This window comes from Streptomyces malaysiensis subsp. samsunensis (genome assembly GCF_024519315.1).
GTDB classification, from domain to species: Bacteria; Actinomycetota; Actinomycetes; order Streptomycetales; family Streptomycetaceae; genus Streptomyces; species Streptomyces malaysiensis.
The window spans coordinates 1-24338 of sequence record NZ_JANIIC010000055.1; the positions used below are offsets into that span (position 1 = coordinate 1).

A 24338-nucleotide genomic window follows, 5' to 3' on the forward strand; every position below is an offset into this window, starting at 1 on the left:
AAGGCCACGACGGCCGCGGAGGCCGCCAGCAGCCCCAGGGCCGCCGTGTGGACGAGGGCGCGCCTGCGCCCGTTCGCTGAAGTCACGCGCTTCTCCCAGGTCGGGCCCCACAACTCGCGGGCCGTTTCCGATGGTTGATCCGTCCGATGATGGCGGCGCGGGCACCCTCGGCCGTTGGTCCATGCGGGTGATTCACCCGCACGGTCACCAAGGTGCACCCGTAATCGTGAAGGCGCCCGCCGACCGCTGACGCCATGGCCGCCGGGGGTGACGTGAGCGCCACCCGCGGCGTTGTTCCGGCTGCCGGTCGGTGTCACCGGCGGAGGGGTGGAGCGAGATGACCGGGAAGTCGACGGGGGATGCGGCCGGGGAGCCGACCGGGCAGCCGACAGGGAAGCTGCCGTTTCCGGACGCGGCCCTCGTCGCGTACGGCAGGGCGCACCCCGGCACCGGGCTGACCATCGGCGTGGTGCTTGAGCTGGAGGGCCCGCCGCCCGATCGGCGTCAACTCGCGGACTCGTTGCGGCCGGTGGCGGAGCTGCTGGGGACCGGGCCCTCGGACGGCGGCCCGTGGAACGGTGCGGTGGAGTACGCCGAAGCATGTCCGGGGCGGGAGCTGTCCGATGTGGCGCACGAGGCGCTGACCAGTCCGCTGGAGCCGCACCGCTGGTCCTGCGGCGCGGTGGCGGGGCTGCCGGGCGGCACGTCCGCGCTGGTGTGGCGGGCGGACCACCGGCTGCTCGACGGTGCGGGAGCCGCTGGAGTGCTGGCCGCCTGGACGGGCGCCCACCGCCCGGACGCCGCCACCGCGTCCCCCGCGCGGGCCGAACCGTGGCGGGCGCGCGGCGCCGTGCACCGTGCCGTCACCGATCCACTGCGCGCGGCCTGGCTGTGCGGGGCGCCCCTGCTGGAGCGGCGCCGGGCGAACGCGGAGGAGCGCGCCGAGGACGCCGTAGGTGCCGAACACCCGCCCACCGCCCTGTCCTACGCCTGCGCGGAGATCGGCCTCGGTGTGCTGCGCGACATCGCCCGGCGCCACGGCACGACCGTCAACGATGTGTATCTGGCCGCGCTCAGCGGCGCCCTGCGCACCCGGCCCGAACTCGACGGCCCCGACGGGCGGGTGCGCGCCCTGGTCCCGGTGAACGTCCGGGGGCCCGGGGACGCGGCCGTACTGCGCAACCGCCACATTCCGCTGCGGATCCCCCTCCCCGTGGCGGAGCCCGACGCCGGGCGCCGCCTCGCCCTCGTCGCCGCCCGCACGGCGGGCCGGGCCCGCGCACTGCGCCATCCGCTGGTGCGTGCGGTGTTCCGGTCCATCCCCGCCGCGGCCGGGGGATGGTGTTTCGAGCGGTACTTCGACCCGGCCCGCGCCACCCTGCTCGCCAGCAACGTCCGGGGCCCGTCGTCCGCCTTGGCGGTGGCCGGGCGGCGGGTCCTGCGGACGCTGCCGCTGAACTTCCTCCCGGCCGGACACCGGCTGTCCACGGTCCTGGCCACCGCCCAGGGCCGGGCCGTGGTCGGCTTCACCACCTCCGAACCCCGCGCGGCCGCAGAGTCGCTGGCCGCCGCATGGCTGGGGGAGCTGCGGGTGCTGGCGGCGGCTCAGGCCGCCGCGACCGGGGTCACCACCTCTCCGACGGCGTTGGCCAGGTAGGTGGCGTCCAGGGGTTCGGGGTCGGGCAGACCGGCGGTGTCCTGGAGCAGGTTGCCGCGGTCGTACGTCCTGCGCTGGGCGGTGAAGACCAGCAGCGACGCCAGATGGTGGGCGAACAGCGACTCGTACGGGTCCGGGTCGTCGAGGTCGTCCACGAGGTCCAGGGACAGCCCCGGGTAGAGCCGCTCCAGGACCTTCACGGCCGTCGCGAAGGGCGTGTTGTGCGGATGCGTCAGATGTACGGTGCGCACTCCCGCCGGGGCGCCCGGACGGCACGCGGCGCGGGCGGCGCACACCGCGGCGCGCGCCGCGTACTCCACCGGGACGAGGTTGAGCGCCCCGCCGCTCCCCGCGCGGACCCGCACCCGCAGCCCGCTGCCGTGGGCGTCGCCACCGTCGAGGAGCGAGGCGAGCGCCGGGTCGTCCTCGGCCCTGCGGCGCAGCGCCTCGTGGATGAGGAGCGCCAGCACCGCGAGCGGCTGACGCTGCCCGCTGCCGCGGACGGGCCGGTCGGAGACCAGCAGAGACGGCCGCAGGATCGTGGCGCCGCGGCCGGTGCGCGCGCTCCAGGCGTGTACCGCGCGTTCGGCGGTGTACTTGCTCTCCTCGTACGGCGTCAGGAAGCCGTGGCCGCCGTCCAGGTCGTCCTCGCGGATATGCCCCTCGGCGCGTCCCCCGGCCACGTACGCGGTGCTCAGATGGACCACCCGCGCCCCTGCCGCCTCGGTGGCCAGGTCGAGGACGCGCCGGGTGCCGAGGACGTTCGCCTTGAACAGCGGCACCGGGTCGTCGTGCAGGGCGAGTTGTGCGGCACAGTGCCAGAGCTCCGAGCAGCCGTGGGTGAGGGCGTGGCGCTCGCCGTCGGCGAGGCCGAGGCCCGGCAGGGTGAGGTCGGCGGACACGTACCGCAGGCGCCCGCGCGGTGTCGCGGCGCCCGCCAGGACGTCGAGCCCGTCGAGGGCCGTCTCGACGCGCGCCCGCAGACTCCGGGCTCCGGCACGGCGTCTGTCAGGTCCTCCACCATGTCCTCCGCCACGGCCCTCGCCACGGCCGAGGACGGTGATGGGCCGGTCGTCGCCGTCCTCGGTGAGCAGTTGGCGCAGGACGCGGCTGCCGAGGAAACCGGTCGCGCCGGTGAAGAGTACGGCCATGGCGGGCTCCAGACGTCGAAGGGCGGGTGGTTGCGGCTCCGGCGGGTTCGGGAGCGTCCCGGCGTGTTTCCGTGGCGGACCCCATCGCGCCGGGGCGCGTGCCGAGGACACCACATCGACCGCACCCCGCCACGCCGCCCGAGCGCCGCCGTACGCGCCTCCGTACGCGCACTCCGTACCGGCCCTGCCGGTGCGGCTCACCCGAATGGGCTAGGCGGCTCGGAAGGGGTCCGTTCATCACACCGAGTGCACTTCAACTCCGTTCCCTCTAAAGGGTGTACGGGGCGGCGTCGGCGGTCGCCCGGCTGGCTAGTGTGCGTCGCTGCCGAGAGCGTGAGCCGAAAGCGTGACGCGGGCCATCCGCCGGCGTCGCCGAGTGAACATGAGAGAGGCCCCGGTATGCGTCAGGACGAGGCCGAACCGATCGCGGTGGTGGGGGCGGCCTGCCGGCTCCCCGGTGGCATCCGGGACCTGGACGGGCTCTGGGAGGCCCTGGACCAGGGCAGGGACCTGGTGGGGGAGGTGCCCGCGGACCGCTTCGACGCCCGCCTGTTCACCGACCCCTCCGTGCCGCGCCGGGGCAAGTCGTACACCGCGGCCGGCGGTTTCCTCGACGACGTGGCCGGATTCGACGCCGCCTACTTCGGGATCTCCCCCAAGGAAGCGGCGCACATGGACCCGCAGCACCGGCTGCTCCTGGAGATGACCGCCGAGGCGCTGGACGACGCCGCCGTGGACCCGGCCACGCTGGCCGGTTCCGACACCGCCGTGTTCGTCGGGATCTCGGACGCCTCCTACGGCGCTCTCCAGATGTCCTCGCTGCGCACGGTCGGCGCCTACACGATGTCCGGCGCCGCCTCGTCGATCGCCGCCAACCGGGTCTCGCACGCCTTCGACCTGCGCGGCCCCAGCATGGCGATCGACACCGCCTGCTCCTCCTCCCTGGTGGCCCTCGACCGCGCCTGCCGCACCCTGTGGGAGGGCGGTGGCCGGGCCGCCGTCTGCGGCGGGGTCAACGTGCTGCTCAGCCCCTTCCACTACGTGGGGTTCTCCCAGGCGTCGATGCTCTCCCAGCGGGGCCGGTGCGCCTCCTTCTCGGCGCGGGCCGACGGGTTCGTCCGGGCCGAGGGCGGCGGCGTGGTGCTGCTGAAACGGCTGTCGGACGCCCTGGCCGACGGCGACCGTATCCACGGACTCGTCCTGGGCACCGGCAGCAACAGCGACGGCAGGACCATGGGGCTCGCGCTGCCCAACTCCGAGGCGCAGGAGCGGCTGCTGCGCGAGGTCTACGACCGTGCCCGGGTACACCCCGACGAACTGGTCTACTTCGAGGCCCATGGCACCGGCACCCCGGTCGGCGACCCGCTGGAGGCCCTCGCCATCGGCCGCGCCCTCGGCGTGCGCCGGATCTCCGGCGCCCTCCCGATCGGCTCGGTGAAGACCAACCTGGGCCATCTCGAACCGGCGTCCGGCATGGCCGGTCTGTTCAAGGCCCTCCTGGTACTGCGGCACCGCACCGCACCGGCCTCCCTCCACGCCGACCCGCCGCACCCCGACATCGACTTCGAGGGCCTCGGGCTGCGGCTCACCACCCGCTCGACGGCCCTCGCGCCGGTCGAGGCCGACGGGCGCGCCGTCGCCGGGGTGAACTCCTTCGGCTTCGGCGGCGCCAACGCCCACGCCATCGTGGCCGACGCCCCGCCCATGCCCGACGGCCCCCGGCCCCCGCGCGAACCGGTGCCGGTGCTCATCTCGGCCCGCACGGCCAAGGCGCTGCGGCAGGCAGCCGAGACCATGGCCGCCCACCTGGACCAGACGTCCCCGGCCGACTTCTACGACCTGGCCCACACCTCCTGCCTACGCCGAGGACGCCACGACCACCGCGCCGTCGTCTGGGCAACCACCCCAACGGAAGCGGCACGCGGCCTACGCGCCTTGGCCGCGCCGGAGCCGGACCCTGGACGGCTTGATGGTGGGGACCCGGCCGGGGAGCCGGTCGGGCTGGGCGGGGAGTTGGCTGCGTCTGGCGGGCAGTTGGTCGGGGCCGGTGGGGAGTCGGCCGCGCTGGGTGGGGAGTCGGCCGCATCCGCCGGGAAGTCGGCCGCGTCCGCCGGGGCTCCGACCGCGCCGGTCGGGGAGTCAGCTGAGCCCACCGTGGAGCCGACGACGCCTGCCGTTGTAGAGCCGGTCGCGCCCGCCCGGGAGTCAGCCGTGCCCGCCGTGGAGTCGGCCGTACCCGTCGGGGACCCGGTCGTGCCCGCCGCGAAGGCGACCGTGCCCGGCGCGGTGAGTATCGCCGCTGACAGTGGGCGTGTGGCCTTTGTGTTCTGTGGCAATGGGTCGCAGTGGGCCGGGATGGGGGCCGATCTCTTCGCTGCCGACGACGTCTTCCGGCGCGCGGTGCATGACGTCGACGTCGAACTCGCGCCCCGGTTGGGCTGGACGGTGGGCGAGGTGCTCGCCGCGCCCGTCGGGAAGGCGGATCTCGACGCGACGGAGGTGGCTCAGCCCCTCCTCTTCGCCGTGCAGTTGGGGATCACCGCCGTGTTGCGCGACCGGGGGATCGAGCCCGCCATGGTCGTCGGCCATAGCGTCGGGGAGGTGGCCGCCGCCCACGTCTGTGGGGCGCTGTCGCTGCCGGACGCGGCGCGGGTGATCGCCGAGCGTGGCCGGGTGCAGGGGAGTACGGCCGGGAGTGGCCGGATGGCCGCCGTGGGGCTGTCCGCCGAACGGGCCGCGAAGGCGCTCGCCGGGTACGGGGAGAAGCTGGAGATCGCCGGGGTCAACAGTGCCGAGGACGTCACGGTGGCCGGTGACGCCGAAGCCCTGGACCTGCTCGGCGCGGAACTCGCCGCCGCGGGTGTCTTCTTCCGCGATCTGGGCCTCGACTACGCCTTCCACAGCCGCCACATGGACCCCGTCGAGGACGAACTCCTGGCCTGCTTGACGGACGTGACACCGTCGCCCGTACGCGTACCGTTCTACTCCACCGTCTCCGGTTTCCGCGCCCGCGGTACCGACCTGGACGCGGCGTACTGGTGGCGGAACGTGCGTCACCCCGTGCTCCTCGCGGACGCGGTGCGGCGCGCCCTCGCGGACGGGGCCGGGATCCTCCTGGAGATCGGCCCGCACCCCGTACTCCGCGCCTATCTCCGGCGCGTGGCGGCCCGGCGCGGCATGTCCGGTTCGGGCACCGGAACCGGCACCGTCGTGCTGCCGACCCTGCGGCGCGGGGCGGACGGCCCCGCCGCCCTCGGCGCGGCGGCGGCCGCGGCGCTCGCGGCCGGGGCCGCCGTCGACTACGCGGCGCACTTCCCCGTGCCCGGCCGGGTCACCCGGCTTCCCGCCTACCCGTGGCAGTACGAGCGCCACTGGTCCGGCACCCCCCACTCCTGGGCCAACTCCAGCGGGGACGGCGTCATCGTCCATCCCCTGCTCGGCGAGCGCATGCCCACCGCCGTCCCCGGCTGGGAGGGCGCGATCGAACCCGTCCTCGTGCCCTGGCTCGCCGACCACCGGCTCGGCGGATCGGTCGTCATGCCGGCCACCGGATACGCCGAAGCCCTCCTCGCAGCGGGGCGCGCCGTGCACGGGCAGCCGGTCGAGGTGGCACATCTCGACATCAGCGCAAGCCTCGTGGTGCCCTGGCCGGACGCCTCCGCCGTACGGCTACGCGTGGGGCTCGACCCCGACACCACCCTCGCCACGGTCACCAGCACCGACGAGCGCGGCCCGGAGCCACGGGCGCATGCCCGGGCCCGGGTGCGCCCGCTGTTGCGGCCCCGGCCCGAGCCGGTGGACCCCGAGCACCTGCGCGCCCTGTGCGACAGGCGCGTCAGCGGCGAGGAACACTACGCCGCCTGCGCCGAGGTGGGACTCGGCTACGGGCCCGCCTTCCAAACGCTGGAGGAGGTGCGTCTGGGCGAGGTCCGCATGGGCGACGTGCGCCCGGACGAAGCGCACCCGGGCGAGCGGATCTCGGTCGCCACCTATCGGCACGAGGCCCCGGGCGCCCCGTACACCGTCCACCCGGCGCTGCTCGACGGAGCCCTCCAGGCCGGTGCCGCGCTCCTCCATGACCGGCTGCGGGAGCGGGGCGCCTATCTGCCCGCGTCCATCGGCTCGGTGCGGGTGTGGTCGACACCGTCGCCCACCGGGATCGTGTGGGTGACCGAACGCGACTCCACCGGCAGCGAGGTGTGCTGGGACATCACGGTCGCGGACGCCGACGGCACCGTGACGGCACGGCTTGAGGAGTGCCGGCTGCGCCTCTTCCCGATCGCCCGCACCGCCCCCGTCACCCTCCACCACACCGTTCCGCGGGCCGCTCCCCGCGCGTACCTCCCGGCCGCGCCCTCACCCCTGCCGCCGCCCGCGGACATCCTCCGGGACGCCGCCCCGCGTCTGGACGCCGTGTGCGAGCGGTGGCGCGAGGCCCGCTACGACCTGACGTCACGTCATGACGAGGAGCTGACCGCGCGCTCGGCCGCCGCCGCGCTGGCCGGGCTGCTGCCCGACCCCGCGGCGCCCTTCACCGTCGAGGACCTCGTGGCAGCCGGTATGGAGGAACGGCACCGGCCGCTGATCGCCCTGCTCGAACCCCTGCTGCTGCGCCGCGGTCTGCTCACCGAGGTCCCCGGCGGCCGGTGCCGTCTGACGCCCGGCGCCCGCGACACCCCGCCGCCGGTGCGCGAGGCCCTCGCCCAGGCGCCCGGGGATGTGCATCGGATCGCCCTGGCGACCCATCTGACCCGGCACCTGGAGGAGGTCCTCAGGGGGCACATGAGCGCCCTGCGGCTGCTCACCGCCGAACCGGCCGCGCACCTCCTGGAGCAGTACTACGACACCGCGCCGGTCTCCCGCTTCCACAACCGCCTCGCCCAGGCCCTGCTCCGCGCGCAGCTCTCCCACTGGCCCGCCGACCGCGCGCTGCGGATCCTGGAGATCGGCGCCGGTACCGGTGGCATGACCGGGGCGCTGCTGCCCCTGCTGCCCGCCGACCGCACCCGCTACCGCTACACCGATGTCTCACCGGCCTATCTGCCCCGCGCCCGCAACCGCTTCGGCGGCTACGACTTCGTCGAGTACGGCACCTTCGACCTGGACCGGGACCCCGCCGAGCAGGGCTACCGCGAGCAGGGCTTCGACCTCGTCGTCGCGGCCAACGCGCTGCACACGGCCAAGGACCTGGAGCGCGCCCTCGGCCGTGTGGCCTCGCTGCTCGCACCCGGCGGACATCTGCTGGCCTTCGAATGCCACGACCCGGAGACGCTGCTCCCCGTCTTCGGCGCCCTCGACAGCTTCCACCACCGCACCGACACCGCCCTGCGCCCCGAATCCCCGCTGCTGACCCGCGAGCAGTGGCCCGCGCTGCTGCGGCGGTGCGGCTTCACCTCCTGTGCCCGCACGGGCGACACCGAGCCGCCCGGACGCGACCACGCGTCCGTCTTCCTCGCCGCGGCCGGTGGCACTCCCGCCGCCGCACCGCCACCCCCCGCCCCGTCCGCCGCCTACGTCGTCTGCGGCGATACGGCGGAGGATCCGCTGCCCCGCGCCGTCGCCGAGGCGCTGACCGCGTACGGCGCGGGGCACAGTGTCGTCACCGACGCCCGTACGGACGCCGCCGCGTGGACCCGGGCGCTGACCGAGGCGGGCACCGGTGAGACGGCCGTGGTCCTGGTCCTGGGCGGCGCCGAACCCACCGACGCCGAGGAGGCCGTGGCCCGCGCCACCCACGCGGGCCAGACGCTGCGGGCCGTCGCGGAAGCCCACCGGTCCCTCGGCTCACCGGCCGCGGTCCGCCTGTGGCTGGTCACCCGGCCGCACGGCGCCGAGGCGACCCCCGGGCCGATCACCCACCCCACCGACGCCGCCGCGTGGGGGGTGGCACGCTGCCTGGCCAATGAGGAACCCGATCTGCGCGGGCGCCGCCTGAGCCTGTGCCGGAGCGACGACCCGGCCGCGGACGCCGCCCGTCTGGTCCGCGAACTCCTCGACACCGATGCCGAAAACGCCACCGAGGCCACCGATGTCGCCGAGGCCGTCGGCACCCCCGTCGGCACGCCCGGTGCCGCCTACGGCACGGCCGCCGACGAGGACGAGATCGCGCTCACCCCGCACGACCGCTTCGTCCTGCGCGAGCGCGCCCTGCCGCCCGCCGTCCCCCTCGCGGACGGCGCGCCCCGGCCGCCGTACACCCTGCGGGTGCGTCAGCCCGGCCTCTCCTACCGGCTCGCCTGGGAAGAGATCCCGCCGCCGGTCGCGGGCCCCGGAGAGGTGGTCGTCGAGGTGCGCGCGGCGGCCCTGAACTACCGCGACATCATGCAGACGGTCGGGCTGCTGCCCACGGAGGCGCTGAACGGCAGCCCGCGCGAGGAGGACCTCGGGCTCGAATGCGCGGGTGTGGTCAGCGCCTGCGGGCCGGGCGTGGACCGCTTCGCACCCGGGGACCGGGTGGTCGGGGTGGGGACCGGGGCGCTCTCGTCCCAGGTGGTCAGCCCGGTGGGCAACCTGTGGCCGATCCCCGCCGGGAGCACCTTCGCCGAGGCCGCCGGTGTGCCGGTCGCCTACTGCACCGTCCACTACGGCCTGGTGTACACCGCCAGGATGCGGGCGGGTGAGACCGTGCTGGTGCACGGCGCGGCCGGTGGTGTCGGCCTCGCGGCCCTCCAGTACGCACGGGCGTACGGCGCCACGGTCATCGCCACGGCGGGCAGCGGGCCCAAACGCGATCTGCTGCGCGCGCTCGGCGTGGAGCACGTCCTCGACTCACGTTCGCTGGACTTCACCGTCCAGGTCATGGACCTCACCGGGGGCAGGGGCGTGGACATCGTCCTGAACTCCCTCTCCGGCCAGGCCCTGGCCCGGGGCCTGGAGGTGCTCCGCCCCGGCGGCCGCTTCATCGAACTCGGCAAACGCGACTTCTACGAGGACCGGACGCTGCCGCTGCGCCCGTTCGGCTCCCATATCTCCTTCCACGGCGTGGATCTGACCACCGTGCTGCGGGACCCCAGGCTGCGGGGGGACCTCCTGGAGGATGTGGGCCGGACGCTGAACGGCGGCCACGTGGCGCAAACCGGCCCGGACTTCCACCCGCTGCCCCACACCGCCTACCCCGCCGCGCGCGTGGCGGACGCCTTCCTGCTGATGCGCCACTCACGCCATATCGGCAAGGTCGTCGTCACCTTCGACCCGCTGGACGAGCCCTGCGCCATCGAACCCGCCTCCGCGTTCGCCTCCCCGCCCGCGCGGCGCGGAGGTGCGGCCATCGTCGCCGCCCGCGGACCGGTGGCGGCGCGTACGACGCCCACCGCGCCCCGCCTGGACCCGGACGCCTCGTACCTGGTCACGGGCGGCACCAGCGGCTTCGGCGCGGCCACCGCACAGTGGCTGGCCGGCCTCGGCGCCCGCCATCTCGCCCTGGTGAGCCGCAGCGGGGCCGACGGTCCGGACGCCGCCGCCGTGCGCGACGCGCTCGCCCCGGAGGGGGCGCGGGTCACCGCGTACGCCGCGGACGTGGCCGACGCGGAGGCGATGCGCCGGGTGCTGGAGGAGATCGAGGAGAGCGGCCATCCGCTGCGCGGTGTGGTCCACGCGGCGATGGCACTGGACGACGCGCCACTCGCCGAACTCACCGCAGAGCGGATGAGCGCCGTCCTGCGGCCCAAGATCGGCGGAGCCCGGGTCCTGGACACCCTGACCCGCGGTCTGCCACTGGACTTCTTCCTGAGCTACTCCTCCACGACCGCCATGGTGGGCAACTTCAAGCAGTCGGCCTACACGGCGGGCAACCTCTATCTGGAGGGCCTGGCCCGGCTGCGCCGCCGGTACGGCGAGCCCGCGCTCACCCTCGCCTGGGGCGCCATCGGCGAGATCGGCTACGCGGCACGCAACGACCTGCTGGACTCCCTCCACAGCCTGGGCATCGAGCCCCTCGCCCCGCACACCGCCCTCGACTACGGGAGGCGGCTGCTCGGCGGCGACCGGCCGGACGCCCCCGGGGTGGTGGGCGTCTCCCGGACGGACTGGTCGCGCGCCGCCGTGCTGCTGCCCCTGCTGCGCGCCCCGCGCCTCGGCGAGCTCGTACCGCCCCAGGTGGGGGACGGGGAGACCACCCGAGAGGAACTTCTGCGCAGGCTCTCCCTCATGGACGAGGAGGCCGCCCTCGCCCATCTCGTCGACCAGCTCACCCGCCTGCTCGCTGAGGTCCTGCACATGGACCACGAGGACCTCGACCCGCACCGGCGGCTGGACTCCTACGGCATGGACTCCCTGATGGCGGCCCAGGTGCTCGTCTCGCTCAACCAGCGCTACGAACTCGACATCCCGCCCATGGAACTGCTGCGCAGCAACGGCACCATCGCCGAGTTCGCCCGGATCGTACAGCTCCGGCTGGGACTGCATGTCACGGAAACCGCCCCGGTGGCGCCGCCCGTCCCGCACCAGGCCGTCCCGCACCAGGGCGGACCGCACCAGGCCGTCCCGCACCAGGCCGGACCGGATCGCCCGGTCACCGCGGGTGGTGGCGCGAGGTGAGGGAACCACAGCCGCCCGAGCCGCCACCCACCCCGAGGCGCACTCCCCGCCAGGGCCCGGCCGATGTGGCCGGGCGCCTGCTGCTGGGCTGACCACCTCCGGGGAACGGCCCGGCTAGCTGAAGATCGCGATGGCCTCGACGGTCAGCTCACTCGTCCCCGGGTTCCAGTCCCGCACCTTGCCCAGGCAGCGCGCCGGGAACGTGCCCTCATGGCTGTCGTCGTTGCGCAGCCCGTCCGTGGCGCATACGACCCGGACCTGTGGCCCCTGGGCCGGGTCCTCCGGGTCGCCGCGCAGCGGCGAGGCGCTGTCCGAGCCGTTCAAGGCACCGGCACGGCGGATCGAGTACGTCGGCGGCTCCGCGGGCGCCTCGTACCAGGACTGGCTCAAGGCGGGGGAGCGGCGCTTCGTGTCCCAGGAGCAGACCCCTCGGCCCGGCCGGACCACTGCCGCCGACTGGCTGCGCGGTCCGCTGGTCCCGGGCTTCACCGAGCCCGCCGGGGGCGCCGCCGCCGATGAGACGTGGTACTGCGCGGCGTGCCGCAAGGGCGATGCCCTCACCTTCTCCCTGACCACGGTCATGGACTCCGCCGGCCACCACGTCCTCGCGCTCCCGTCCGACATCACCTCCTCGCACTTCGCGGTGGTCTCCGGTGACACGACCCTGTACGAGGGCGACGGCGTCTCCGGCGGTGCCCTGACCGTGCCGCCGGACAAGGCCCCGTACACCGTGGTGTACGACCAGACCAGGACGAACGACGACTTCCGCCAGTCGCTGACCACCCACACCGAGTGGACCTTCGCCTCGGGCCACTCGGGCGGCCGGACCGTGCCGGACAACTGGACGTGTGTGTCCGAGGCGGGCGAGTACGACGGGCCCGCAAAGTGCTCGGCGCTGCCGGTCGTGGTGCCGCGCTACCAGCTGGACACCGCGCCGGACGGCACCAGCCCGGCCGGTGACGCCCACCTTGTCGTCGGCTTCGGGCATGTGCCGGGTGTGGTGGCCCCGCCCGCGGTCACCGAGGCGGCGGTCGAGGTGTCCTTCGACGGTGGCGAGCGGTGGACCGAGGCGTCGGTCACCGCGCTCGGCGAGGGCCGGTTCCGCGCGGACTGGACCACTCCGGATGCCGCGGCGGGCCGGGACGCGTCGCTGCGCGTCACCGGGACCGACGCGGACGGCAACGCCGTGACGCAGACGGTGAAGGCCGCGTTCACCGTGGCCGCGGACCGGGGTTAGGGCCGGGTTAGGGCCTGTCCGGGTCACGGACCCTGGGCCGGGTCGTCCTTCGCCCAGCGCGCGGTCACCGTGCCGACGGCCGCCGCGGCGCGCCGGATCCGGGTGTCGCTCGTGCGCACCGACCGCGCGAACTCGACATGCAGGAACGTCACATGCTCTGCGGCCGCCCTGCGCCCCTGGACGTTGTCGCGGCCCTCCAGGGGGCAGCTGCGGACCCAGGCGCGGCAGACGGAGAAGTGCCGCGCGGTCAGGGCGGCCGCGAGGCGGCGGGCGTCGGCGCGGCCCGCCGAGCCCTTGCCGGTGGAGGCGACGACGTCCCGGCCCGGCGCGGAGTCGTCGGCGAAGCCGTGGAGCTGGACGCCGGGCAGCCCCCGCCGGACGAGTTCGTCGCAGACCGCGTCGAAGACGGAGTCGGTGCGGTGGGCGGCGTCGGCGGCGTCGCCGTCCCCGGCCCTGCGGTGGGCGCCCGCGAGCACCAGGACACCGCCGGGGGAGCCCAGGAGCACACGCGCGCCGAGCCGTTCGGTGTCCTCGTCCGAGACCGGGTGCGGCACCTGGACCGACCAGCGGGCGGGCGCGGAGAGGTCCACATAGACCCGGCCCCAGCCGCGCGGGGCGTCTGTGTCCTCGGTGCGGTCGGACAGTTCGGCGTAGCGGCGGCCGGTGCCGCTGTCGGTGAGCGTACGGAGCCGGAAACCGGCGTCGGCGAGCGGCGGCCGGGCGCGGTCGGGGTGTCCGTCGAGGATCAGGCCCACCGCGTCGGCGACGGCCCGGCGTTCGGCACGGCGTGGCTCGCGGTAGCCGGAGTCGGGGCCGAATCCGGCGGTGAAGTCGGTGATCCTGCGCTCCAGCGGGACCTTGGGGGCGTCCGCACCCTGTGCGGTACGGTCGCCTCCGCTTGACCAACCGATCGTGTACGCGCTCAATCCCGCCAGAAGCAGGCCGAACGCGACCGTGACTGCCGCCACGGTGACCGATTTCCTTCGCATCTCTGCCATGACCGCCTCATCGTAACCGCCTTCTTTATGGGGGGATATCGGGATGAGACGGGCGAAGAATGACCTCTGGGTGAACGCCCGGCAAAGAATGCAAGACCGCCGTTTGCCCAGCCTTGGTTGGGACCAAACAGGTTTTCTCGTTTTTTCTTTAAGATGTGCAACCCTTTGATCCGTCTGACTGTCTGACGGTCCGGATCGCACTCGAGTGCGCTCTGTGGTGTGAGTTGCATGAGAGGAGCACGTTCGTGGCCGCTTCGCGTTCGAAGCGGCGGCACAAGGTCCGCCGAAGGGCCGACATGTCGCTCTTGGGGGGTATTCGACCCCCTATAGCCGTACTGTCGGTTCTGCTTCTCTCCCTCGCGGGAATCACCGCCCTCACCCTGGGCAAACCGGACAACGCCCTGGTCCCCAAGGCGGTCCTGACCTCGCAGCAGTACGTCGCCGAAGACGGCGCCATCGCGCTGCGGGCGTCGCTGGACGAGTCGGTCACCGATCTCACCGGCACCGCGACCCTCTTCAACGAGGGCCGGCCAGTCGCCGCCGACACCGTCCTCGACAAGGTCGGACAGGTCTACCAGAAGTGGCGGGGCACCGCCGTCATCGAGATCAAGTCGGGCAAGATGCTCGCCGCCCGCGGCGAGAACGTCCCGCTGACCGCGATCGAACTCGGCAAGCTCTCCCGCGACGACGGGCTGGCCCCGCGCATGGTGCGCCTGGAGAACGGCCAGACCCGGCTGATCATTCTCGCTCTGCTGTCCTGGAAGGGCCAGCCGCAGCAGCTGCTCGTCGCCTCCAGCACCCTCAGCTTCCCCGGCGTCGACCTCGGCCCGGGCCGCGCCATCGGCGTCGTCGACTCCACCGGCCGGCTGCTGTCCAGCCACGGCGCCCTGGACAGCGAGGCGGCCAAGAAGCAGCTCTCCGCCTTCGCCAAGACCGCCGCGCGCAAGGGCCGCCAGCACCCCATCAAGGCCAAGGAGCCCGGCGCGGGCGGCTACACCGGAGTCAGCGGCCACCTCACCGGGGGCGCCGCCAAGGACGTCCGCACCGTCGGCGGCTACGCCACGCTCACCCCGCCCCGGCCCGGTGAGGCGACCACGGCCAGCAGCCTCGGCCTGACCGTCGTCACCGAGGTCGGCGTCACCGCCAAGGTCTCCCAGATCACCCGCCCCGCCTTCGGTCTGGCCGCGGCCGGAGCCCTGCTGCTCATCGGCGCGCTCGCGGTGCTGGTGCTGCTGGGCACCGTGCAGCGCCCGCTGATCCGGCTGTTCCTGGAGAGCCGCCGCCTCACCCGCGGCGATCTCGCCCGCCCGGTGAGCGTGCCGAGGGCCGGCGAGGCCGCCCGCGTGGGCGCCGCCCTCGAGCGGCTGCGCCGGCAGCTCCAGGGCGAGCCCGCCGATGTCGAGGGCCCCGCCGTGCGCAAGGGCCTGGGCGCCCGCGCCCTGGTGGCCGTCTGCGCCGTCCTGCTGCTCGTCTGGTCGGTCCCGCTGTTGCTGGTGCTCAACCGCGCCGACTCCTCCGTCAAGGTCCCGGCCCAGTTCGTCCACGACCAGAAGTCCCGCACCGTCACCCTCAGCGACCGGGTCCGCCGCGCGCTCAACGAGGGCCATGCGGACCTGTCCGCCGTCGCCGCCCTGATCGGGGACCGCACCACGCCCGAGGACATGGAGAAGGTCCTGGAGCGCACCATGCAGGAGCACGACCGCTACGAGTCGGTGTACGTCCTGGGCGCCGACGGCGAGATCCTCGCCCGGGCCGGTGACAGTCCGCACCACAAGGACGGCGAGGCCCCCTCGAAGCAGGCCATCGAGGTGACCGGCGAGGGCGGTAAGAAGCCCGTGGTCACCGCCACCGCCGGGGCCCCCGGCCGGGGCGGCGCCGCGGTGGTCGGCGAGTTCCGCATCGAGTTCGTCAACGCGCTGCTGGGCCGCCAGGGCATGGGAGAGGTCCGCGTCGTGGACGCCAAGGGCCGGGTCATCGGCGGCGACTCCGGCTACCTCGCCTTCGAGAAGGCACCCTCGTACCTGACCTCGATGCTGGCCATGAAGCGGCCCCAGGCCACCGTCCAGCGCGGTGGCACCGTCAGGGTCGCGGCCGTCGCGCCGTTCAGCGGCGGCGGCGCGGCCAAGTCGCTCGAGTGGAGCCTGGCCAGCTGGCAGCCCGCCTCGGCTCTGGCGATCCCGGAGTACAGCCTCCAGAACCGGACCGTACTGGCCGGGCTGCTGGGACTGACCGCCGCGGCCGCCTGTCTGGGCTGGCTGCACATCGTTGTCGTACGACCGCTGCGCGCGCTGGCCGGACAGGCCGAGGCGCTCGCCGCCGGCGACCGCAAGACCGTGCTGTTCCCGCGCCACCATGACGAGGTCGGTGCCGTGGTCCGCAGCCTGGAGCTGATCCGGCAGCAACTCCAGGAGCAGCCCCGCAAACGGGACGGCGGCAGCCGGACCCCCGCCGGAGTCGGAAGGAACTGAGGCCCCACCGTGCTCTTCCTCTACACCGTGCTCGTGGTGTGCGAGGCCGTCCTGCTGATCGCCGGCATCGTCGAACAGCGGCGGCACCAGACCAACCTCGACATGATCCCCACCCGGGTCCTGGTCAACGGCATCCGCGGCAAGTCCTCCATCACCCGGCTGTGCGCGGGCGCCCTGCGCGGCGGCGGGCTGACCACCGTGGCCAAGACCACCGGTACGGCGGCCCGCTTCATCCACCCGGACGCCACCGAGGAACCCGTCTACCGCAAGTTCGGCATCGCCAACGTCGTCGAGCAGATCGGCATCGTGCGCCGCGCCGCGGCCTACGGCCCGGACGCGCTCGTCATCGAGTGCATGGCGGTCATGCCGGCGCTCCAGGAGATCAACCAGTCCAAGCTGATCCGTTCCACGATCGGCGTGCTGTGCAACGTCCGCGAGGACCACCTGGCCGAGATGGGCCCCACGCTCGACGACGTGGCGCGCTCACTGTGCCGGTCCATGCCGGAGAACGGCATCTGCGTCACCGCCGAGCAGGATCGTTTCCACATCCTCCAGGAGGAGGCGGACGCCAGGAACTGCCAGTTGATCTACGCCGACCCCGCGACGGTCAGCGACGAGGAGCTGCGCGGCTTCAGCTGGTTCACCTTCAAGGAGAACGTGGCCATCGCGCTCACCGTCGCCGAGCTGGTGGGCGTCGACCGCGCGACCGCCCTCCAGGGCATGTACGACGCCCCGCCCGACCCCGGTGTCCTCTCCGTCGAGCGGTACGCCACCGAGGACGGCAAGAAGCTGCGGTTCGCCAACGTCTTCGCGGCCAACGACCCCGAGTCGACGCTGATGAACATCAACCAGCTGCTCGACCTCGGCGCCATCCACCGCCCGCTCAACGTCGTCATCAACTGCCGGCCCGACCGCGTCGAGCGCAACGGCCAGATGGGCGAGATCATCCCGGACCTCGACCCCGAGCGGGTCTTCGTCATCGGGCACCCGGCCAAGTCCGCCATCGACGCCATCCCGGCCGAGTACCGGGGCCGCGCGGTCGACCTGGGCGGGGACCGCCGTGACCCCGAGGAGTTCATGGCCGAGCTGCTGGGCCGCCTCGGCCCCGACTCCTCCTTGGTCGCCATCGGCAACATCCACGGCCAGGGCGAGATCCTCCTGGAGCACCTCGCCGAGCTGCCGGCCGACGACAGCGCCGATGACGCACCGGCGGCACCGGTGGCGGCGGCGCCGGACGAGGGCGACGCCGGGTATGCCGCGTACGCCGGGTACGCCGGGCACGTGGACACGGTCCAGCTGTACGCGCCCCGTCTGGACCCCTACCAGGGCTATCCGGAGGCGTACGAGACCCGGTACGCGCCCCCGGTGCACGTGCCCCAGCAGCAGCGCACCCTGGAGCGGCCGCGCCCGCGGCAGGCACCCGACCGGGGCTCCCAGGACCCCTGGCCCGCGGTGGTACCGGCGCCCGACTCCCCGCAGCCCCGCGGCCTGTTCGAGCCGCGCGTCCCGCCCGCCCCGCCCGCCGACGACTCCCAGCAGTGGCAGAACCCAGGAGAGCAGCACCGTTGATCCCCTCCGTCCTCACCCCCGAGATCGCGGCCATCGGCATCGCGATCGGGCTGCTCTTCTCGCTGGTCTGCTACCTGACCACCAACCTCTCGCCCGGCGGCATGATCACCCCGGGCTGGCTGGCGCTGACCCTCGTCGAGGACCTTCAGCGGGCCGCGATGGTGGTCGGCGTGACGGTGCTCACCTACGTGGGCACGCTGCTGATGCAGAAGTTCGTGATCCTCTACGGCAAGCGGCTCTTCGCCGCGGTCGTGCTGCTCGGGGTGACGCTCCAGGCGACGGTGATGATCATCCTGTCGCTGGAGTTCCCGCTGATGTACGCGAACCAGACCCTCGGCTTCATCGTGCCCGGCCTGATCGCCTACCAGCTGGTCCGCCAGCCCCGGGGGGCCACCCTGCTGTCCACCGGCTCGGTGACGCTGATGGCCTATGTCGTCCTCACCGCCGGAATCCTCCTCGGCGTCATGCCGTCCGCCTGACCCACCACCGGAGCCGATCGCATGCCACCCAAGAAGAAACGTCCCGTCCTCCACGCCGTCACTGTGCTCGCGCTGCTCGGCGCCAGCGGCTATCTGACCGTGGAGCTGCGGAAGGACGAGCAGGACAAGACGCCCGCCACACAGGCCGTCATCGACGAGCCGAATCTGGAGAACGGCACCGGCCAGCAGAGCGGCAAGCAGACCTGGGAGCGTCTGAAGAACCCCGACCGCACCATCCTGCGCGGCGACAACGGCCAGATCCTCGCCACCTTCACCGACCACGCCCGCACCGCCACCCTGCGCGGCCCCTCCCGCACCTTCAGCGAGCCCGCCAACACCAAGTCCAAGGTGATCACCGAGGACTGGGTGCGGCTGATGCCGGAGCCGTGGACCAAGGGCGCCGAGAAGGAACAGTGGTTCAAGGACTGGTTCAAGGAGAACTACGGCAGCAAGAAGGAGGACCTCTTCGCGATCGCCTTCCAGTATGTGCAGGGCGCGCCGGTCAAGAAGGACGCCCAGGGCATCCCGTACGCGGGCGACGCGGTCTTCGGACCGTTCAAACCGGACGGCGTGGACCGGCTGGAGCAGAACGACTTCTTCGACTACCTCGGCATCTCCTACACCTTCCGCGACGGCACCACACTGGCCGCGCGCAAGGAGCGCTACCGGGCGCTGGACTGCTCCGGATTCATCCGCATGGTGTTCGGCTACCGTGCCCGCTACCCCCTGATGGCCAGCAACGCCCTCGGCGACGGCCTGCCGCGCACCGCCAACGGCATGGCCCGTTCCAAGGTCGGCGTCGACATCATCAAGATCCAGGGCCCGGACCCCTGGTACACCCGGCCCACCAAGATCGACGTTCTCCAACCGGGCGACCTGCTGTTCTTCAAGATGGACCACCGCACGGGCAACCATATGGACCATGTCGCCCTGTACCTGGGGCTGGACACCGACGGCCACCGGGTGTTCGTCTCCAGCCGCAAGGAGCAGAACGGCCCCACCATCGGCGACAACGGCGGTGTCTCCCGGATCGACGGCAACGGCTTCTACGCGGGGCTCTTCCGCAGCGCCAAGCGCCTCTGAGGCGCCCGAGCGCTCCGCTGGAAGTGCCCTGACCGCCGTCACCGCCTTCCGCCGATCCACCCAGCGGAAAAATCGGACTGAATCCGGGCAAAAGTTTTCTGCGTGGCGTTAGACTTTAACGGCTCGTTTCCTTGTAGCGTTCGTGTTTATGCGGGTAGGTTCGGCGCCATGACCGCATCCCAGACTCCGACCACTGCCGAGGAGCTGCGCGGTGTCGGCCTGCGGGTGACGGCCGCCCGTGTCGCGCTGCTCGAAACCGTCCGGGGTGGTGATCACCTCGGCGTCGAGGCGATCGCCTCCGGGGTACGCGATCGCGTCGGCCATATCTCCCTCCAGGCCGTGTACGAGGCCCTCCACGCGCTGACCGCCGCGGGGCTCGTACGCCGCATCGAACCGGCCGGCCACCCCGTCCGGTTCGAGGGACGCGTCGGGGACAACCACCACCACCTCGTGTGCAGGTCGTGTGGTGCCGTCGCCGATGTCGACTGCGCCGCCGGTGAGGCGCCCTGCCTCACCGCGTCCGATGACCGCGGCTTCTCCGTCGACGAGGCCGAGGTCATCTACTGGGGCCTGTGCCCCCACTGTTCCACCGCCACCACGAGTTTCTGAGCACCATGATCCGCCCAGCTTGGAAGGATTCCCATGTCCGAGAACCATGAGGCAATCGTCGTAGACGCGAAGACGGGGGAGGCGGGGGGCTGCCCGGTCGCGCATGGCCGCGCTCCGCATCCGACTCAGGGGGGCGGCAACCGTCAGTGGTGGCCGGATCGGCTCAATCTGAAGATCCTTGCCAAGAATCCCGCCGTGGCGAACCCGCTCAATGAGGGGTTCGACTACGCCGAGGCGTTCAAGGCGCTCGACCTCGCGGCGGTCAAGCAGGACATCGCCGGGGTGCTGACCACCTCGCAGGACTGGTGGCCTGCCGATTTCGGCAACTACGGCCCGCTGATGATCCGTATGGCCTGGCACAGCGCCGGGACCTACCGCATCAGCGACGGCCGCGGCGGCGCCGGTGCCGGTCAGCAGCGCTTCGCCCCGCTCAACAGCTGGCCGGACAACGCCAGCCTGGACAAGGCCCGCCGGCTGCTGTGGCCGGTCAAGAAGAAGTACGGCCAGAGCATCTCCTGGGCCGACCTCATGGTCCTCACCGGCAATGTCGCCCTGGAGCAGATGGGCTTTACGACCTTCGGCTTCGGCGGTGGCCGTGAGGACGTCTGGGAGGCCGAGGAGGACGTCTACTGGGGCCCGGAGACCATCTGGCTCGACGACCAGCGCTACACCGGCGACCGCGAGCTGGAGAACCCGCTCGGCGCGGTCCAGATGGGCCTGATCTACGTCAACCCGGAGGGCCCCAACGGCAACCCGGACCCGATCGCCGCGGCCCGCGACATCCGTGAGACGTTCCGCCGGATGGCGATGAACGACGAGGAGACCGTGGCCCTCATCGCCGGTGGCCACACCTTCGGCAAGACCCACGGCGCCGGCCCCGCGGACGCTGTCGGCCCGGACCCGGAGGCCGCCCCGATGGAGCAGCTGGGCCTGGGCTGGAAGAGCAGCCACGGCACGGGCGTGGGCAAGGACGCCATCACCAGTGGCCTCGAGGTCACCTGGACCACCACCCCGACCCAGTGGAGCAACGGGTTCTTCAAGAACCTCTTCGAGTACGAGTACGAGCTCACCCAGAGCCCGGCCGGCGCCAACCAGTGGGTGGCCAAGGACGCCCCGGAGATCGTCCCGGACGCCTTCGACGCGGACAAGAAGCAGCGCCCGACGATGCTCACCACCGACCTGTCGCTGCGCTTCGACCCGATCTACGAGCCGATCTCCCGCCGGTTCTACGAGAACCCGGAGGAGTTCGCGGACGCCTTCGCCCGCGCCTGGTACAAGCTGACCCACCGCGACATGGGCCCCAAGTCGCTGTACCTCGGCCCGGAGGTCCCGGAGGAGACCCTGCTGTGGCAGGACCCGCTGCCCGGGGCCGAGGGCGAGGCCGTCGACGCCGCCGATGTCACGGCGCTCAAGGCCAAGATCCTCGACTCCGGTCTGACCGTCTCGCAGCTGGTCGGCGCCGCATGGGCCTCGGCCGCCACCTTCCGCGGCAGCGACAAGCGCGGCGGCGCCAACGGCGCCCGGATCCGCCTGGAGCCGCAGCGCGGCTGGGAGGTCAACAACCCCGACGAGCTCGCGCAGGTCCTGCGGACCCTCGAGGGCATCCAGGGCGAGTTCAACTCCGGCGCCAAGAAGGTCTCCCTGGCCGACCTGATCGTCCTCGGCGGCTCCGCCGCCGTGGAGAAGGCCGCCAAGGACGCCGGCTTCGACGTCGAGGTGGCCTTCTCCCCGGGCCGTGTGGACGCGACCGAGGAGCACACCGACGCCGAGTCGTTCGCCGCGCTGGAGCCGACGTACGACGGGTTCCGCAACTACCTCGGCAAGGGCCACCGGCTGCCGGCCGAGTACCTGCTGCTGGACCGGGCCAACCTGCTCACCCTCAGCGCCCCCGAGACGACCGTCCTGGTCGGTGGCCTGCGCGTCCTGGGCGCCAACCACAACGGTTCGAAGCACGGTGTCCTCACCGAGACCCCGGGCAGGCTGACCAACGACTTCTTCGTCAACCTGCTCGACCTGGACACGACCTGGAAGTCCACCTCCGAGGACCACAACACCTTCGAGGGCCGTGACTCCTCGGGCACGGTCAAGTGGACCGGCACCCGCGCCGACCTCGTCTTCGGCTCCAACTCCGAACTGCGCGCCCTCGCGGAGGTCTACGCGAGCGACGACGCCAAGGAGAAGTTCGTGAACGACTTCGTCGCGGCATGGGTCAAGGTCATGAACCTGGACCGGTTCGACCTCGTCTGATCCGTTCCGAACACACCGTCCAGGCCGGTCCGCGAGGGCCGGCCTGGACGCCGTTCCGGGCCCCACCGGGCCCGCGGACACGCTTTGCCATCTCTTTACAACGCGCCGCGGCGCTGCCTCGTCTCTCAGCTCGATCCGTAATTCAGCCCGCCGACCACCGGGCGGACCGACGAAAGAGAGCGATTCCATGCGCCGCACTGTTCTCAGCGCGATGACCCTCGCGTGCACCGCCGTACTGGCGAGCACCGCGCCCGCGTTCGCCGACGAGGCGTCCCCGGTCCCCAGCGCCCCCGCCGCCGAAGCCACCCCGGCGCCACGCGCGGAACCGACCCGCGGATCGGCCAGGGCCGTCCCGGTCCCGAGGGAGGAACCGGCCCAGAAGCGGGACCGCGGCCAGGTCGCCGTCGTGCCGGAGGGCGCGCCGGACACCGGAGTGACCGCCACGTCCGCCGGATCCGGGTCCGGGTCCGAGGGCGCGCTGATCGGCGGGGGCGCCGCCGCGGTGCTCGCCGCGGGCGGTGCGGCGGTCCTCGTCGTCCGCCGCCGGGCGACCGGGGCATGACCCCGTTCTCCAGGCGCGCCTTCACCGCCGCGGCTGCGGCCTCGCTGCTGGCCGGCTGCGGCGGCCACCCCGCCGGGCGGACCACGGCCGCACCGAGCACCGGGGGGAGGCCACCGTCCTCGCCCTCCCCTGCGAAGGCGGCGCGTCCCCTGGGGCGTTCGGTCCCGGTCAGGCTGCTGATCCCGGCCATCGGCGTCGACACCCCGGTCATCCGGCTGGGGCTGGCACCGGACGGACGGGTGCAGGTGCCCCCGGTCACCGCGCACGACCGCGCGGGCTGGTACCGGCACTCGCCGACACCGGGGCAGGTCGGCCCGGCGGTCATCCTCGGCCATGTCACGGTCGGCTCCTTCGGCGACGGGGTCTTCCGTCATCTGACGGGGCTGCGCCGGGGCGACCGGGTCGTGGCGCGCCTGGAGAACGGCACGGCGGCGGAGTTCGCCGTCACCGCCGTACGGACGGTGGCCAAGGCGGACTTCCCGGCGGACGACGTCTACGGTGACGTGGACCGTCCGGAGCTGCGGCTGATCACCTGTGGCGGCCCCCGCTCCGGCGACGGCTACCTCGACAACGTGATCGTCTTCGCCGCGCTGACCTCCGCCGGCCCCTGACCCACCTCTGGATCCCGGGCTCGCGGAACCATCGACGGCGGCCCGGGATCCTTTCCTCCGAGTGCCATCACGACCATGGAGCGCGTTGAAACGGTCCCGTGACAGGGCAGCGTCCGAGCTGTTCGCCGCCCTCTACCCGCGCCTCGCCGGCTGGTGCCGCCGTCTCGTCGACGACGACGAGACGGCGCACGAGATCGCCTCCGAGGCGTTCACCCGGCTCTGGGCCCGCTGGACGGCCGTGGAGGAGCCCCGTGGCTTCCTCTACGTCACCGCGGCCAACCTCGTTAGGGACCACTGGCGCAAGGTGGAGCGCGAGCGCAGGGCCATGCGCCGCGCCACCTCGGAAGCCGCCATCCGCCCCCATGCCGAACAGTCCGACCCCTCGGTGCGCCTGCTCGTGCAGTCGCTGCCGGAACGGCTGCGCGTTCCGATCCTGCTGCACTACTACGCTGACATGCCGATCCGGGAGGTGTCCGTACTGACCGGGCGCAAGGAAGGAACCGTCAAGGCCGATCTCCACGCGGCCCGGGAACTGCTCCGCGTCCACCTGAGGAGAAGCCTTGACTCCACGATTTGACGACGGCCCGGAGTACGACGGCCCGGAGTACGACGGGCTGGAGCCCTCACCCGAGGACCCCCTCGCGGTGATCCTGCGGCCCACCTCCGACCACCTCGGCCCGCCCCCCGGCCGGTACGAGGCGATCCGCCGCGCCGCGGCCCGCCGCAAGCTGCTGCGCACCGCGGCCGGGGTCGGCGTCTCCTGCGCCGTGGCGGCGCTCATCGCCCTGCCGCTCCGCATGACGGCACCCGAGACGCCCGCGCGCCCGACGGTCCCGCTGGCCCCGCCCACGACCGGGCCTACGGCGCCCCGGCTCCCGTCTGCACCGACCGGTCCATCGGTGTCGCCCAGCCCGTCGGCGCCGTCCGAGTCCCCAGGTCAGCGCCGCACCCGCGGGCCCCGCCAGACCGCCCGTCCCGAGGACGGCGCGACGGCCCCCATTCAACGGTCGGTGGCCCCGAGCTCCCCGGCGCGGGCCGTGCCGTCGGAGCGCCGCGGGGACGGCGTCCCCGCCCCCGAAAAGACGCGTCGGCCGTAAGGCGGCCCCCAGCGGGGCCCCTTACGGCCGGTCCG

16 protein-coding genes are annotated in these 24338 nt (G+C 73.1%); 13 read left to right on the forward strand and 3 right to left on the reverse strand.

Translation table 11 applies throughout. From position 1 onward, the window contains the following. Positions 1-337: 337 nt before the first annotated feature. The gene (locus NQU54_RS35845) at positions 338-1657 is read left to right on the forward strand and encodes a WS/DGAT domain-containing protein (protein WP_257634663.1); all 1320 of its coding nucleotides are present in this window, start codon (positions 338-340) and stop codon (positions 1655-1657) included. On the opposite strand, the gene NQU54_RS35850 is transcribed toward NQU54_RS35845, so the two are convergent. Next, positions 1606-2808 (reverse strand): SDR family oxidoreductase, encoded by a 1203-nt coding sequence (locus NQU54_RS35850; protein WP_257634664.1) that lies wholly within the window; start codon positions 2806-2808, stop codon positions 1606-1608. The genes NQU54_RS35845 and NQU54_RS35850 overlap by 52 nt on opposite strands. Before the next feature lie 399 nt (positions 2809-3207). Between NQU54_RS35850 and NQU54_RS35855 the strand changes: the two genes are divergently transcribed. Next, positions 3208-11343 carry a type I polyketide synthase gene (locus tag NQU54_RS35855; protein WP_257634665.1) on the forward strand — a complete coding sequence of 2712 codons (8136 nt, stop codon included), beginning with the start codon at positions 3208-3210 and terminating at the stop codon, positions 11341-11343. Positions 11344-11457: 114 nt separating this feature from the next. On the opposite strand, the gene NQU54_RS35860 is transcribed toward NQU54_RS35855, so the two are convergent. Continuing rightward, positions 11458-11733: a hypothetical protein gene (locus NQU54_RS35860; RefSeq protein WP_257634666.1), complete on the reverse strand. Its 276-nt coding sequence runs from the start codon at positions 11731-11733 to the stop codon at positions 11458-11460. 19 nt (positions 11734-11752) lie between these two features. On the opposite strand from NQU54_RS35860, the gene NQU54_RS35865 reads away from it, so the two are divergent. Further along, positions 11753-12580 (forward strand): hypothetical protein, encoded by an 828-nt coding sequence (locus NQU54_RS35865; RefSeq protein WP_257634667.1) that lies wholly within the window; start codon positions 11753-11755, stop codon positions 12578-12580. Positions 12581-12603: 23 nt separating this feature from the next. Here NQU54_RS35865 and NQU54_RS35870 read toward each other — a convergent pair whose 3' ends face one another. Further along, on the reverse strand, positions 12604-13578 hold the full coding sequence (locus tag NQU54_RS35870) for a hypothetical protein (RefSeq protein ID WP_257634668.1): 975 nt from the start codon (positions 13576-13578) through the stop codon (positions 12604-12606). Positions 13579-13874: 296 nt separating this feature from the next. Here NQU54_RS35870 and NQU54_RS35875 point away from each other — a divergent pair, with 296 nt between their 5' ends. The 10 genes from NQU54_RS35875 to NQU54_RS35920 all read left to right on the forward strand — a co-directional run bounded on the left by NQU54_RS35875 (position 13875) and on the right by NQU54_RS35920 (position 24303). Further along, a complete protein-coding gene (locus tag NQU54_RS35875) occupies positions 13875-16046 on the forward strand; it encodes a HAMP domain-containing protein (RefSeq protein ID WP_257634720.1) in 2172 nt (723 codons plus the stop codon). A gap of 9 nt (positions 16047-16055) precedes the next feature. Beyond that, a complete protein-coding gene (gene pgsB, locus NQU54_RS35880) occupies positions 16056-17615 on the forward strand; it encodes a poly-gamma-glutamate synthase PgsB (RefSeq protein WP_257634669.1) in 1560 nt (519 codons plus the stop codon). Beyond that, positions 17612-18094, forward strand: a complete 483-nt coding sequence (locus NQU54_RS35885) for a poly-gamma-glutamate biosynthesis protein PgsC/CapC (RefSeq protein ID WP_079259757.1) — start codon at positions 17612-17614, stop codon at positions 18092-18094. Before pgsB ends, NQU54_RS35885 begins: the two co-directional genes overlap by 4 nt. Before the next feature lie 21 nt (positions 18095-18115). Next, positions 18116-19177, forward strand: coding sequence for an NlpC/P60 family protein (locus NQU54_RS35890; RefSeq protein ID WP_257634670.1), 1062 nt, complete (start codon positions 18116-18118; stop codon positions 19175-19177). Between the two features lie 168 nt (positions 19178-19345). Beyond that, entirely contained in the window at positions 19346-19786 is a 441-nt protein-coding gene (locus NQU54_RS35895) for a Fur family transcriptional regulator (RefSeq protein WP_257634671.1), read from the forward strand. Between the two features lie 33 nt (positions 19787-19819). Further along, positions 19820-22033 carry a catalase/peroxidase HPI gene (gene katG, locus NQU54_RS35900; protein ID WP_257634672.1) on the forward strand — a complete coding sequence of 738 codons (2214 nt, stop codon included), beginning with the start codon at positions 19820-19822 and terminating at the stop codon, positions 22031-22033. Between the two features lie 187 nt (positions 22034-22220). Further along, a complete protein-coding gene (locus tag NQU54_RS35905; RefSeq protein ID WP_257634673.1) occupies positions 22221-22595 on the forward strand; it encodes a Tat pathway signal sequence domain protein in 375 nt (124 codons plus the stop codon). Further along, positions 22592-23206, forward strand: a complete 615-nt coding sequence (locus tag NQU54_RS35910) for a class F sortase (RefSeq protein ID WP_257634674.1) — start codon at positions 22592-22594, stop codon at positions 23204-23206. Before NQU54_RS35905 ends, NQU54_RS35910 begins: the two co-directional genes overlap by 4 nt. Before the next feature lie 85 nt (positions 23207-23291). Next, positions 23292-23783: an RNA polymerase sigma factor gene (locus NQU54_RS35915; RefSeq protein ID WP_069867421.1), complete on the forward strand. Its 492-nt coding sequence runs from the start codon at positions 23292-23294 to the stop codon at positions 23781-23783. Next, positions 23767-24303, forward strand: coding sequence for a hypothetical protein (locus tag NQU54_RS35920; protein ID WP_372506156.1), 537 nt, complete (start codon positions 23767-23769; stop codon positions 24301-24303). The genes NQU54_RS35915 and NQU54_RS35920 overlap by 17 nt, the downstream gene beginning before the upstream one ends. The last annotated feature ends 35 nt before the right edge of the window (positions 24304-24338 follow it).

Excerpts from the sequence above, each read along its gene's own strand:
- NQU54_RS35845 (WP_257634663.1), top strand. The coding sequence starts at position 338 with ATGACCGGGAAGTCGACGGGGGATGCGGCCGGGGAGCCGACCGGGCAG.
- NQU54_RS35855 (WP_257634665.1), top strand. The coding sequence starts at position 3,208 with ATGCGTCAGGACGAGGCCGAACCGATCGCGGTGGTGGGGGCGGCCTGC.
- NQU54_RS35910 (WP_257634674.1), top strand. The coding sequence starts at position 22,592 with ATGACCCCGTTCTCCAGGCGCGCCTTCACCGCCGCGGCTGCGGCCTCG.
- NQU54_RS35850 (WP_257634664.1), bottom strand. The coding sequence starts at position 2,808 with ATGGCCGTACTCTTCACCGGCGCGACCGGTTTCCTCGGCAGCCGCGTC.
- katG (WP_257634672.1), top strand. The coding sequence starts at position 19,820 with ATGTCCGAGAACCATGAGGCAATCGTCGTAGACGCGAAGACGGGGGAG.
- NQU54_RS35890 (WP_257634670.1), top strand. The coding sequence starts at position 18,116 with ATGCCACCCAAGAAGAAACGTCCCGTCCTCCACGCCGTCACTGTGCTC.
- NQU54_RS35870 (WP_257634668.1), bottom strand. The coding sequence starts at position 13,578 with ATGGCAGAGATGCGAAGGAAATCGGTCACCGTGGCGGCAGTCACGGTC.
- NQU54_RS35905 (WP_257634673.1), top strand. The coding sequence starts at position 22,221 with ATGCGCCGCACTGTTCTCAGCGCGATGACCCTCGCGTGCACCGCCGTA.
- NQU54_RS35895 (WP_257634671.1), top strand. The coding sequence starts at position 19,346 with ATGACCGCATCCCAGACTCCGACCACTGCCGAGGAGCTGCGCGGTGTC.
- NQU54_RS35875 (WP_257634720.1), top strand. The coding sequence starts at position 13,875 with ATGTCGCTCTTGGGGGGTATTCGACCCCCTATAGCCGTACTGTCGGTT.